The sequence below is a fragment of the Nocardioides sp. genome (assembly GCF_030655615.1).
Classification (GTDB): Bacteria; Actinomycetota; Actinomycetes; order Propionibacteriales; family Nocardioidaceae; genus Nocardioides.
This window is the reverse complement of the sequence record NZ_JAURVJ010000178.1, coordinates 1-12,371: the sequence shown is the minus strand read 5'-3', so window position 1 is coordinate 12,371 and position 12,371 is coordinate 1. Positions and strand designations below refer to the sequence as shown.

Genomic DNA, 12,371 nt, shown 5'->3' with positions numbered 1-12,371 from the left:
CCGACCAGCAGGCGCCCGCGGCTCCGCCGGCCGACGCGGCACCCGAGGAGCCTGAGCCGGCGGCGGTCCTCCCGCCCCCGCCCCGCGACACGGCGCCGCGATCCACGGTCGCCCCGCCGGCCTTCCAGACCGCTGCGTTCCCGGCTCCGCTGACCCAGCCCGCGTCGCCGTCGACGGCGCCCCTGCCGTCGGGTTCCTACGTCGACGCGCGCTCCCACCGGGTGCCCGTCCTCGTCGCTACCGCGGTGGCCGGTGTCTCTGCGCTCACCGTCGCCGGACTCCTGATCGGGGAGGGGATGTCGGCGGTCCTGCTGCTGCCGCTGTTCGTCATGCTCCTGGCCGCCTTCGTCGTCATCTTCCTCGGCGGCCGCTCCACCGAGGTCCGCCTCGAGCGCGGGGTGCTCAACATCCGGCTCGGCGACCTGCGCCGCACCTTCGACCTCAGCAGCGACGCCACGGTCATCGAGGTCCGCTCCGAGCCGACCAGCTCCGACTGGTCGATGGTCTTCCTGCGGCGTGGCCTCGGTCCGCTCGAGATCGACCGCCGCGTCGTCGACCCCGTGGGGTTCACGCACGCCGTGCGGCACTGGCGTCCCGACGTCGTCGCGACGCCCGGCGAGGGCTGATCGCGAGGTCGCGGCACCCGGATTTGGGCGGCCGTGCGTGGTCCGGTAACGTTCACTTCACCGACGCGGGGTGGAGCAGCTCGGTAGCTCGCTGGGCTCATAACCCAGAGGTCGTAGGTTCAAATCCTACCCCCGCTACAAGTACGAAGATGCAGGTCAGAGGCGGTTTCCGGAGTCATCCGGGAACCGCCTCTTGCGTACGCCGCAGCGTTCCGTCGTACGACGACGCCGCGTGGCTACCCCTCTCGCGCTCTGCGGTGCCTGGTCGCCTTCAGGTGGTCGGCCTCGCCACCACCTCGAAGGATCGGATGGGCGCGACGACCGGACCGCTGCCGAAGTGACGCAGCAGCGCTCGTTCCGCGATGCGAGTCGCCTCGGACAGCGTGAGCGTCTCGTGATCCTCGATCGCGGCGCGGAGCGGTGTGCCGTGGCAGAAGGCGGTCGCGGCCTCGGCCGCGTTGGTCCTGGCGGTTGCGTCGACGGTCGTGATGGTGGGGTCCGGCAGGCCGGCACATGCCAGGTCGTCCCGGATCTGGCGCAGCGAGAAGTAGCCGTGCGGGGCACGACTCATGAACGTGAGCGGGTGGTCCGGTGCGGCCTCGACGAGCGCGGACTGGATCACGTGAGGGACCTCGTTGTTCTCGATCCTGTCCCAGACGTTGAAGACGAGGGACCCGCCTGGTCGGAGGACCCGACGGGCCTCCCGGTAGCCGCGGACGCGATCGGGGAAGAACATCACCCCGAACTGGCAGACCACCGCGTCGAAGGTGTGGTCCTCGAAGGGGAGGTCGAGCGCGTCGGCCTGCTGCCAGGCGACGTGCGCACCCGCGGGGGTCCGGGCCACACCCGCGTCGAGCATGGGTTGGTTGAGGTCGGTGGCGGTGATGGTCGCGTCGGGGCACCGGTCGACCAGGGCCCGGGTGAGTGCGCCCGTGCCGGCCGCGGTCTCGAGGATGTCCTTCGCGGCGCTCTGGGCGACGACAGCCGCCAGGCTCGTGGCTGCGTGCTCGAAGATCATCGGTACGAGGAGGCGCTCGTAGACGTCGGGGATCGGCCCGACGAAGTGCGCGTCGCCCCTCACCCCGTGGTCGTCGACCATGCCGTCAACGTACTCCCGTCCGCCCCCGCCACGCCCGCATCCGCGTGCCCGGGCGTCTCCCTGCGCCGGGCCCGGTCAGGTGCTGTCCTCGGTCAGGGTGGTGGGTGGCAGCCAGTCGGCTCCGAGGAGCTCCGCGAGGTCGGTGAGGCCGGTGGTGTCGCTTCCCACCGTCTCCGAGGCGGCGGCGATCCGCTCCACCATCACCTTGCCGACCTGCTCCTCGACGGTGCCCTCGGCGTAGGCGACGTGCCACGGCGAGACCTGGTGGTCGCGGTGGGTGCGACCGGTCACCTGCCGGGCAGCGATGCCCGAGAAGCGGGCCTGGTGGAAGATCCCCACCCGCGGCTCGGTGCTCGCCTGACGGCCCTCGGCGAGGGTCTCGCCGGCGTGCAGGCTGATCGAGGCGACCGTGGTGAAGACGCAGACCTTCGCCTGTCCGGTCTGGAACCGGAGCCGCTCGGCCTCGGGGTCGAACCGGTCGCGGCCGTAGATCGTGGCCACGTCGATCCCCGAGTCGCGCAGCCGGTCGGCGATCGGGTCGGCGGCGGTCGTGACGAACTCGACCGAGCACGCCACCTGCCGGTCGGACTCGACCTGCTGGGCGATCCAGGCGACCGTCGAGTCCACCCGGATCAGCCCGGCCTTCTGCCGGAAGCGCAGCAGGGCGCTCCGACCCTTCGCGACGTTGCGGCCGCGGCGTGCGAGCTCCAACTCCCGACAGAACTCTCCCCACTCGGCCTCGTAGGCCGTCCGCTCGCCCGGAGTCAGCGCCACCGGCATCCCGGAGATCGGCACCGGCCCCCATGGCGCGGCCCGGTGCAGCATCGCCGGCGGCCGCTCGTCGGCGAGCCAGCCGCGCACCAGCTTGAGGTCAGCGGCGCGTCGTGCCGGGTCGGTGGTCCAGGTCGCGCCGTGGCGCCCCTGCTCCACCTCGACGCCGTGGCGTTCGAGGGCGGTGGCGAACGCGGTCCCGGGCTGGGTCGCCGAGGTCCACTCCCGCATCGGCTCGCCGAGCACCTGCGAGAAGGCGGGAGCGAGGTAGGGAAGCTCGAGCGGGGTGTGTCCGGGCGTCGCGGTCGTCGCGATGACGAACGGCGCCTTGTCGTGGGGCCGACCGTGACCGGAGATCCTCGCCCAGAGCTTCCACCGCTTCGTCGTCGTACGGCGCAGCGCGTGGGCCTCGTCGGCGATGATCACGTCCCACTGGTGGTCCTTGACCTTCTCGAGGCGGTCCCACGTGATCACGACCCACTCCAGACCCCCGTCGCCCAGCGCCGCGATTGTGCGGCACCAGTGGCCGACGGTGATCGCGGCCGGCCGGTCGGCCACGACGAGCACCCGTGCCGCGGCGCGCAGGTCGCCCACCGCCGTCGCGCCGAGGACGGCGGAGATCGTCTTGCCCACGCCGGGCTCGTCGGCCAGCAGGAACTGACGTCCGCCCGCCGCGGCGCGTGCCGCGATCGCGTCGGCCGCCTCGAACTGGATCCGGCGGGGCTCGAACGCGTCCGTCGGCTCCGGCGCAGGAGTCGGGTCGTCGGGGTTGAGGGTGTTCTCGATGAACCGGCCCAGCGTGAAGGGGCCCGGAGCGTAGGGTGCGAGGCGTGCCGGCAGGGCGCGCCCGACGTGGAGGTGGGTCTTGACCGCCTGGTGCCAGGTGGCGCCCTCGACCTGGGTGCCGTAGGGGACGTCGAGCACCCACAGCCGCTCTCCGGGCCCGGTGGCCGGGAGCGGCCGCTGCGGCTGTCGGGCCCCGCTGCGGCGTGATGACGTGCTGCGCCGACGAGCACCGGATCGGCGAGGACTGGCCACCCCCGGACGCTACCGAGGCATCGGCCTCACGCGGTGCTGCCTCGCCCAGCGCCGCCGTACGCGCAGGCGCGCTGCCTACGCGTCCGCTCGCCAGTCCGGCGTGGCCGCCCGCAGCTCCTCGACGACCCGGGTGGCCGTCCAGTCCACGCCGCCGAGGAGCTCGTAGTTGTTGACGCTCATCCACATCACGAGCTCCCGGTGCCCGAGGGCTCGAGCCCGGGCGTCGAGCTCGGCCAGCAGCTCGGGGGTGTCCGGCGTCCGCTCGTCCTCGGGGACGGCGCTCCCCGTCCAGAGCTGCCGGTGGTAGTCGACCAACCGACCGAGCTCCACGATGGGGTCGGGGTGGTCCTCCACGCGCAGCTCGACCTCGACGTCGTCGCCGCCCAGGAACCCCGCTCCGTCCCTCACCACGAGCAGGGCCGCCGACTGTCGACCCCGCGCGTCGCCTCCCGCCGCGTCGCCCGCGCGTAGCGCCGCCATGAGCCGGTCGGCCAGCGCAGCCGCGGTGTCACTCGCGACGAAGGCCGACTCCATCGCGCTGACGACCTCCTCGCTCTCGAGGATGTTGCCCTGGATCGCGTAGCCGTCACCGGTCACGCCACCCGCGTAGTCCACGCACGACGCTCCGGTGTACGTCGCGGCCCGGCCCTCGCGATCGACGATGCCCAGCTGTCGGTCGTCTCGTCCGTCGTCCTCGTCGACCAGCTGCTGGAGCACGTCGGCGGCCGTCGCTCCCTCGCTCAGACGGGCCAGGGCCGCGGCCTTGTAGGCGGTGTTGGCCATCGACTGGGTGGCCACCGCGCCCACGCCGGCCGAGGCGGCGGGGACGACGGACCCGACGGAGAAGAACTTCGAGGCGACGGCCACGCCCCAGGACTCGCCGTCGGCGGAGCGGGCCACGATCGAGAACGTCATGGCGCAGATCGTAGGTCGTCCGACTGCTGTCGGGGGCCACGTCGGCCGTCGGGACCTGGCCCCCGCGCCGTAAGAGCCTGTGGCCGGGTCCACACGGCTCCGAGGTTCGGCACCCGGGGCCGGGGGTAAGGGCCTGCCGTGCTGCCGCCCCGCCCCTTGCAAGGGAGTCCTGTGTCCCCGTCCCCCGAGAGCGTGCTCTCCGGGCTCTACGGGCGCTGCGCCACCTGCGGCGCGCCCTTGGGACCCCGGGTCGGTCGGTCCACCGACGGCCGGGTCCGCGTCTTCGTGGGCTGCCGCGACGACGACGACCACCCGTCCGTCTGACCGCGAGGGGGCCGACTAGGTCGTCGATCCGTGTCGCGTCATGACACGGATCTTCGACCTGGTCGCCCCCGGAACCGAGAAGGCCTCAGGCCGGGCACCTGGCCCGGCCTGAGGTCCGACGTGGGGCTGGATCAGCTCGACTCGACCTTGGCGGTCTCGTCGTGGCCGGTCTCGTCCTCGCCGGTCTCCGCGCCGCTGTCCTCCTCGGCCTTCGGCCTCAGGAAGCTGAGTCCGACCGAGCCGGCCAGGACCACGACGATCACGCCGAGGCTGATCAGCGACGGGATCTCCGGGATGGAGGTGTCGATGGTCTTGTGGGCCGCCTGCAGGATCAGCTTGACGCCGATGAATGCGAGGATCAGGGCCAGGCCGGTGCCGAGGTAGTGGAACCGGTCGAGCAGGCCCGACAGCAGGAAGTAGAGCGCCCGCAGGCCGAGGATGGCGAAGGCGTTGGAGGTGTAGACGATGAACGCGTCGTCGCTCACCGCGAGGACGGCGGGCACGCTGTCGACGGCGAAGAGCAGGTCGGCCGCCTCGATGGCGACCACGACGGCCAGCATCGGGGTGCCGACGCGCTTGCCGGCCTCCTTGATGAAGAACTTGGTGCCGTGGTACTCGTCGCTCATCGGCACGAACTTGCGCATGATGCGCAGGGCCAGGCTGGTGCTCGGGTCGTAGTCGTCGTCATCGCCCTTGATGAGCTTGTAGGCGCTGTAGAGCAGGATCGCGGCGAAGACGAAGAGGATCGCGGTGAACTGGCTGACGACGGCGACGCCGAGCGCCAGGAAGATGCCGCGGAACACCAGGGCGCCGATCACGCCGTAGAACAGCACGCGGTGCTGATACTGCGCGGGGACCTTGAAGTAGCCGAAGATCAACGCGAAGACGAAGAGGTTGTCGACCGAGAGGCTCTTCTCCAGCAACCAGGCGGTCGTGTACTCGACGCCGGCGTCACGGCCGACCACGGCGAAGACGACGACGCCGAAGACCATGGCGAGTCCCACCCAGCCCACGCTCCAGCGGGCGGCCTCCTTGAAGCCGATGACGTGGGCGTCGCGGTGGGCCAGCAGGTCGATGGCCAGGGCGATGACGACGGTGGCGGCGAATACGCCCCACAGCCAGACGGGTACGTCGTGCACGAGTGTCTCCTTCGAGGTGGTCTGAGTACTCCTCGAGTCTTGTCGACACGGGGCCCGCGAACGAGGGTGGATGGTGGACGACTTCTCGGCCCGATGTTGCCGACATCCGGCAACATCGTCGGTGGTGCTCCCTCAGAAGGCGTTCAGCAGCCGGGCCCCGAGGACCGCGGCGTGCAGGGTGAAGCGGTGCGCCGGATCGGTGGGGTCGAGGCCGAGCACGTCGCCGATGCGCTGGAGCCGGTAGGTGACCGCACGGACCGACAGGTTGAGACGGGCGGCGGTGGTCGTCGCGACCCCACCGCTCGCGAAGTAGGCCTCGAGGGTCTCAAGCATCGCCGAAGCGCTGCCGGGCGCGGCCCGGAGCGGCCCCAGGACCGCCTCGATCAGCTCGTCGATGGCGGCCCGGTCGCGCAGCAGCATCTCGTAGACCACCAGGGTGCCGGAGTCGACCACGGCGTCGTCGAGGCCGAGACGGTCCGCCAGGTCGAGGGCGCTGCCGGCCTGCTCGTAGGACACCCGCACCGCGGCCGCACCGGGCCGGGTCCGCCCGATGGCGGCCTGCCAGGCCCGACCCGGACCCGATCCCGGAGGAGCCGCGACCGCGTCGATGACGGCGGCGAGCCGGTCCCCGACCAGGGCGACGCTCTGCTGGTCCGGCGCGGCGAAGATGCAGACCAGCAGGCCGTTCTTGGTCGCGACGAGCGGGTTGGTGTCGCCGTGGCGACCGCTCAGCACGCTCTCGAGACGGCGGGGGACCGACGTCAGGGACGGGTGGTCGAACGTCAGGTCGTGCCGGGCGACCAGGACGGCGTGGGGGCTGGTGAGGTCGAGCCCGAGGTCGGCGGCCCGGCCGGTCGCCTCGACCGCGGGCGGGCCGCCGGCGAGGAGCACGTCGAACACGTCGCGCCGGGTCGACTCCTGCTGGCGAGACAGGTCGTTGCGGGCGAGCTGGAAGCCCTCGGCCAGCGCGGCCACCGCGTCGTCGGCGGCCCGCAGCACCGCCAGTCCGGCGGCGCGCACCTGTGCGGCGTCCGAACCGGTGTCGAGCTCCTCCCACAGCCGCCAGCACGCCGAGAGGTAGAGGTCGACGAGCGCCCGCAGGGGTACGCCGACCAGGGCGGCCTCGGCGCCGCGCTCGCCACAGGCCCGGAGCTCCGGTCGCCGCAGCCGGCGGCCCGAGGCGGCGGCCTCCACGACGATCGGGAGGAAGTCGCCGAGCAGCCCGGGGTCGATCCCCCCGGCGTCGCGTGCGGCTTCGGCGCCGACCATCTCGAGTCGCGGCATGCATCCTCCCGTTGCCGAGATCCGGAAGTCGGACCAGGGACCCGCCATCCTGCCACGGCCGCCTCGTGGCGGCTGGCCGCCGCCTGTCTCCCGCTCGACGTCACGGAGCGCGCACTGCTCGGCACGCAGTGCCCAGTCGCGCCGGCGCCGCGTCGGCACGCTGGTGCCACGCAGCCCCCGACGAGGAGACCCCGATGACCGCCACCGTCGAGCCCACCACGACCCCGAGCACCCTGAAGGTGCTCGGCGCCTGCCCCCACGACTGCCCGGACACGTGCGCCATGGTCATCACGGTGGACGACGGCGTCGCGACCGACGTCACGGGCAACAAGGCCATGCCCTACACCAACGGCGGGCTGTGCGTGAAGGTCGACCACTACCTCGATCGGGTCTACAGCCCGGACCGGGTGCTCTACCCGATGCGGCGCACCGGGCCCAAGGGCAGCGGCGAGTTCGAGCGGATCACCTGGGACGAGGCGATCACCGAGGTCGCCGACCGTTACCGGTCGATCATCGACGAGCACGGTGCCGAGGCAATCATCCCGTGCAACTACCTCGGGACCCAGGGCATCCTGCAGGGACTCAACGTCGGCGACCCGTTCTTCAACAAGCTCGGTGCCACCGTGGCAGAGCGGACCTACTGCGACTCCGGCGCCTGCACGGCCTACGTGCTGACCATGGGCGACTCGGCAGGGGTGGACCCCGAGTCGTTCGTGCACTCGAAGTTCATCCTGATCTGGGCCGCCAACATCATGAGCACCAACCTGCACCTGTGGCCCTACATCGCCGAGGCCCGCAGGCGCGGGGCCAAGGTCGTGGTGGTCGACCCGGTCAGGACGCGTACGGCGAAGGCCGCGGACTGGCACATCCCGATACGCCCGGGCACCGACGGGGCCCTGGCGATGGCGATGATGCACGTCATCATCAACGAGGGCCTCACCGACGACGCCTACGTCGCCGAGCACACCGTCGGCATCGAGGAGCTCACCGAGCGCGTCCAGCAGTACACGCCCGAGTGGGCCTCGCAGGAGACCGGGATCCCGGTCGAGGACATCTACGCGCTCGCCCGCGAGTACGCCACGACGCAGCCCTCGGTGATCCGGATCGGGGTCGCGGTCGAGCGCCACGCCGGCGGCGGGCAGACGGTCCGGGCCCTGGCCTGCCTGCCCGCCCTGGTGGGGGCGTGGCGCAACCCGGGCGGCGGCATCCTGCAGCTGCCGCTGTGGGCGTTCCCCGTCAACTGGCCGGCGTTCATGCACCCCGAGCTGCAGACCCCGGGGACGAGGGTGGTCAACCTCTACCAGCTCGGCGAGGCCCTGACCGGCGGCCTCGACCTGGAGACCCCGCTCAAGGCCCTGTTCGTCTACAACTCCAACCCGGTCGTGGTCTGCCCGGACCAGGAGCGGATGGTGCGCGGGCTCATGCGGGAGGACCTCTTCACCGTCGTCAGCGAGCAGTTCATGACGGACACCGCCGACTACGCCGACATCGTCCTCCCGGCGACGACCCAGCTCGAGCAGACCGACATCAACTTCTCGTGGGGCCACCTCTACGTCACCTACAACAACCAGTCGATCGCCCCGCTCGGCGAGGCGGTCCCCAACACCGAGCTGTTCCGGCGGCTGGCCGCAGCCATGGGCTTCGAGGAGCCGTGCTTCCAGCGGAGCGACGACGACATGATCGCCGAGGCCTTCGACTGGACGGCGCCCGCGATGGAGGGCATCACGGTCGAGTCGCTGAAGGAGCTCGGCTTCCAGCGGCTCAACGTGCCGTCGGCCGACGAGTACGCGCCGCACGCCGAGGGCGGGTTCCCGACGCCGTCGGGGAAGGTCGAGTTCTACTCCTCCGGCGCCGCGGGCGGCAACTTCGTCGTCCCGCTCTTCCGGCAGGGGTCCAACGACCACCAGCCGGGTACGCCGGTCGACCCGCTGCCCCACTACATCGCCCCGCGCGAGGGCCGCGACAGCGACCTGGCGGCCCGCTACCCGCTCAGCATGCTGAGCCCGAAGGCGCACGCGTTCATCAACTCCAGCTACGCCAACCTCGACTTCCACCGCAAGGTGCAGAAGGAGCCGGCGCTGCTCATCAACCCCGAGGACGCCCAGGAGCGCGGCATCGAGACCGGGATGACGGTGCGGGTGTTCAACGACCGAGGGGCGTTCACCGTGCTGGCCAAGGTCGACCCGTCGACGATGCCCGGGGTCACGGTCAGCTCGATGGGCCACTGGCGCAAGAACGCGCTGGCCCTGGCGACCCCAGCCTCGCTCAACCCGACGGCCTTCGCCGACCTCGGCAACGCGCCGACCTTCTCCGACACGCTCGTGGAGGTGGAGATCGTCGGTGGCGCGAGCTGACCTCGGCGGGTCAGTCCTCCGACCAGCGTGTCGGCAGCGGTCCTCCGCCGCTGCGGTAGGCGCGCGGGCTGACGCCGTAGGTCTCGCGGAAGGCGCGGCCGAAGACCCCGAGGTCGGGGAACCCCCACCGGCGCCCGATCTCGCTCACCGTGCGGCCCACGCTGGAGGGCGCGACCAGCTCGCGGCGGCACATCTCGAGCCGCCTGGTCCGGATCGTGCGGGAGACCGTGTGCTGGCGAGCGGCGAAGAGCCGGTGCAGCTGGCGCAGGGAGACGGCGTGGGCGCGCGCGATGGTCTCGGGTGCGAGGTCGGGGTCGTCGAGGTGCTCGTCGATGTAGCGCTCGATCCGTGACACCAGCGTCGCGTCGGGGTGGCGCTCCTCGGGGGTCGCGACGCTGCTGGTCACCACGGTCAGCAGGTTGCCGATCTCGTCGGCGAGCGCCGCGGACTGCGGCGTGGCGACGACGGGGCGCTCGACCATCAGGTCGCGGAGCATCCGGGAGAGGATCGCGGTGAGCCCGGACGAACCGTCCATCGTGGTGGCGGTCACGAGGTGGGAGTCGGACTCGCAGATCCGGATGCTCGCGCGCGGCCACGTGAACACGTCGAGCTGCCAGATCGGCGCATCCGGCTCGGGACGGAGCGACCAGGTGAACGGGCGGGTCGTCTCGTAGACCACGAAGTCGCCGGGGCCGAGGACCGCCTCGCGGCCGTCCTGCTGGACGACGGCATGGCCCGCCCGCATCAGCCCGACCTGGAGGTAGGCGCGGTGGTCGCTGCGCACCAGCGAGGTGGACCGGTCGATGACCTGGGGGAGCGAGCGCACCCGTGCGAGCGACAGGTGGCCCAGCGACCAGGACGACACGTCGCCGTGGAACCCGTCGGTCGGGCTCTCGACCACGTCGAGAGCGACGAAGTGCTCTCGCAGCATGGAGGCCCAGGTCGCCTTGTTGTCGGCGTCGTCGCGGGCGACGAGCCCAGCATCGTTGGTCATGAGAGGTCCTCTCGTGCCCAGCACCCTAGGCCGCAGGAGGCCGGGCAGCCAGGGTCGTGCCGTTACGGCTCGGTAAAGGACGCGCCGCCCGCGGCTCGGTGCCGCCGGCCTGGCGCCGGACGTCGAGAGCCTGTCGCGCAGCGTCGACCACGGGGCGTCGACGTCGGCGATGATCGCCCCATGGCCAGGACGACGGGAGACGCGCACGCGGGTCGCACGGTCGCCGACGTCATGGTCCTCAGGCCCGCGACCCACTCGTCGACCGTCACGGTCGCCCAGGCGTACGACGCCCTCGACGACCCGCACCGGCACCTGTTGCTCGTCGTACGACGGCGCCTCCTGCTCGGGACGATCGAGCGGACCGACCTGGTCGGGTCGGCCCGAGGCCCGGACCCGGCGCTGCCCCTCTCGCGCCTGGGCGGCCGGACCGTCCACCAGGGCACGCCGGTCGACGTCGCGCTCGCCGAGATGGTGGCCGGTGGTCGGCGACGCCTGGCCGTCACCGACCTGCGGGGCGAGCTCCTCGGGCTGTTGTGCCTCAAGGCCAGCGGGACCGGGTTCTGCAGCGACGAGGGCATCGCCGCGCGGGCGGCCGCGCGCGATCGGTCCGCCTAGCCGAGGCTAGGGCCAGACACCCTCCGCGGCCGACGCCAGGGCGAGCGCCGCTGCGCCCGGCGAGGGGCCGAGGGCGAGCCCGGTGCTCACAGCGGGTGCCGTGGGGACCTCCAGGACCGCGACGCCGGCGCCGAGGGGGGCCTGGCCGCGGTAGACGACCGTCCAGGCCTCGCCGCCCGCCACCGCACCGTGGACGACCTCGTCGACGCTCGAGAAACCCGGTCCCGGCAGCGGGTCGAAGCCGAGGCGCCGGCAGGTCTCGTCGACCAGGTCCCACACGCCGGGGTTGGACACGCGACGGGTGCGAGCGAGGCCGAGGGCGCGCCCGACGTCGTCGAGCGGACGGCCGCGCCAGGCGTCGGGCACGACCGCCACGAGCTCCTCGTCCCACAGCGGCCGCCACGTCAGACCGGTGCGCCGGAGGAGCTCGAGGTCGGGGGCGCGCAGGAAGGCGGCGTCGAGGCGGCCGCGCGCCAACGCGGTGATCTTGGCGGGAGTGCCGAGCGGCTCGAGGTCGACGTGCACGTCGGGGCACGCGAGGCGGAACTCCGCCAGGACGTCGCCGAGGCGCCCGCCCAGGCCCCGGCTGGTGCCGACGCGCAGCCGCGACGACCGCATGGCGTGGAGGTCCTGGGCCGCGGCGCGCGCCGTCTCGGCCGCCCGGACGACGTCGCGAGCGAGCGGGACGAAGCCCTCGCCCTCCGCGCTCAGCGTGGCCGAGCGCCGGGTCCGGTCGAACAGGACGAGTCCGAGCTCGCGCTCGAGCCGGGCGACCTGCTTGCTCACCACCGACTGGGCGACGTGCAGGGACTCGGCCGCGGTGACCATCCGTCCGTGGTCGACCACGGCCAGGAACATCTCGAGCTGCCTGAGCTCCACGGACCCACGGTAGCCGCGACTCATTCCTCCGGGGAATGGGTGACGTGACAGACCGGTCGTTGATGCGACCGCTCCGCCGCCCTTGGCTGGAGGCACGCCCCCGACCGCGACGGGGCTCGACGAGAGGAGCACGCGTGCACGCCTTGGTGAACGACACGTCCCACCCGCTGGCGGTCAACCTCAGGACCGACCTGTCCGAGCCCGACCCGGCCCCCGGTGAGGTGGTCGTCGCCGTCGAGGCGTCGACCGTCAACCGCGGCGAGCTCGCGCTCCTCGCGGCCCGGCCCGCGGGGTGGCGGCCCGGCCAGGACGTCGCCGGCGTGGTCGTGCGGC

10 protein-coding genes, 1 tRNA gene and 2 pseudogenes are annotated in these 12,371 nt (G+C 72.4%); 6 read left to right on the top strand and 7 right to left on the bottom strand.

Annotated features, from left to right (window positions below; genetic code table 11):
* Both Q7T52_RS14985 and Q7T52_RS14980 read left to right on the top strand, forming a co-directional pair.
* Positions 1–626, top strand: a pseudogene (locus Q7T52_RS14985) (hypothetical protein); the annotation flags it as partial.
* A 64-nt stretch (positions 627–690) separates the two neighbouring features.
* Positions 691–764: transfer RNA gene (locus tag Q7T52_RS14980), tRNA-Met, on the top strand.
* 133 nt (positions 765–897) lie between these two features.
* Here Q7T52_RS14980 and Q7T52_RS14975 read toward each other — a convergent pair.
* The 3 genes from Q7T52_RS14975 to Q7T52_RS14965 form a co-directional block, all read right to left on the bottom strand.
* On the bottom strand, positions 898–1,725 hold the full coding sequence (locus Q7T52_RS14975; RefSeq protein ID WP_304803856.1) for a class I SAM-dependent methyltransferase: 828 nt from the start codon (positions 1,723–1,725) through the stop codon (positions 898–900).
* 75 nt (positions 1,726–1,800) lie between these two features.
* Complete coding sequence (locus Q7T52_RS14970; protein ID WP_304803854.1) at positions 1,801–3,420, bottom strand: helicase; 1,620 nt, start codon at positions 3,418–3,420, stop codon at positions 1,801–1,803.
* A 189-nt stretch (positions 3,421–3,609) separates the two neighbouring features.
* Positions 3,610–4,449: a DUF1028 domain-containing protein gene (locus Q7T52_RS14965; protein WP_304803852.1), complete on the bottom strand. Its 840-nt coding sequence runs from the start codon at positions 4,447–4,449 to the stop codon at positions 3,610–3,612.
* A 171-nt stretch (positions 4,450–4,620) separates the two neighbouring features.
* Here Q7T52_RS14965 and Q7T52_RS14960 point away from each other — a divergent pair, with 171 nt between their 5' ends.
* Positions 4,621–4,773 carry a hypothetical protein gene (locus Q7T52_RS14960; protein ID WP_304803850.1) on the top strand — a complete coding sequence of 51 codons (153 nt, stop codon included), beginning with the start codon at positions 4,621–4,623 and terminating at the stop codon, positions 4,771–4,773.
* Between the two features lie 131 nt (positions 4,774–4,904).
* Here Q7T52_RS14960 and Q7T52_RS14955 read toward each other — a convergent pair whose 3' ends face one another.
* A complete protein-coding gene (locus tag Q7T52_RS14955) occupies positions 4,905–5,912 on the bottom strand; it encodes a TerC family protein (protein ID WP_304803848.1) in 1,008 nt (335 codons plus the stop codon).
* A gap of 132 nt (positions 5,913–6,044) precedes the next feature.
* On the bottom strand, positions 6,045–7,196 hold the full coding sequence (locus tag Q7T52_RS14950) for a CdaR family transcriptional regulator (RefSeq protein WP_304803846.1): 1,152 nt from the start codon (positions 7,194–7,196) through the stop codon (positions 6,045–6,047).
* 194 nt (positions 7,197–7,390) lie between these two features.
* Here Q7T52_RS14950 and Q7T52_RS14945 point away from each other — a divergent pair, with 194 nt between their 5' ends.
* Complete coding sequence (locus tag Q7T52_RS14945; RefSeq protein ID WP_304803845.1) at positions 7,391–9,550, top strand: molybdopterin-dependent oxidoreductase; 2,160 nt, start codon at positions 7,391–7,393, stop codon at positions 9,548–9,550.
* 10 nt (positions 9,551–9,560) lie between these two features.
* On the opposite strand, the gene Q7T52_RS14940 is transcribed toward Q7T52_RS14945, so the two are convergent.
* Complete coding sequence (locus tag Q7T52_RS14940) at positions 9,561–10,544, bottom strand: helix-turn-helix domain-containing protein (protein WP_304803844.1); 984 nt, start codon at positions 10,542–10,544, stop codon at positions 9,561–9,563.
* A gap of 180 nt (positions 10,545–10,724) precedes the next feature.
* Here Q7T52_RS14940 and Q7T52_RS14935 point away from each other — a divergent pair, with 180 nt between their 5' ends.
* Positions 10,725–11,159: a hypothetical protein gene (locus tag Q7T52_RS14935; RefSeq protein WP_304803842.1), complete on the top strand. Its 435-nt coding sequence runs from the start codon at positions 10,725–10,727 to the stop codon at positions 11,157–11,159.
* A 6-nt stretch (positions 11,160–11,165) separates the two neighbouring features.
* Here the strand turns inward: Q7T52_RS14935 and Q7T52_RS14930 are convergent, their stop codons facing one another.
* Complete coding sequence (locus Q7T52_RS14930) at positions 11,166–12,038, bottom strand: LysR family transcriptional regulator (protein WP_304803840.1); 873 nt, start codon at positions 12,036–12,038, stop codon at positions 11,166–11,168.
* 134 nt (positions 12,039–12,172) lie between these two features.
* On the opposite strand from Q7T52_RS14930, the pseudogene Q7T52_RS14925 reads away from it, so the two are divergent.
* A pseudogene (locus tag Q7T52_RS14925) lies at positions 12,173–12,371 on the top strand (NAD(P)-dependent alcohol dehydrogenase); the annotation flags it as partial.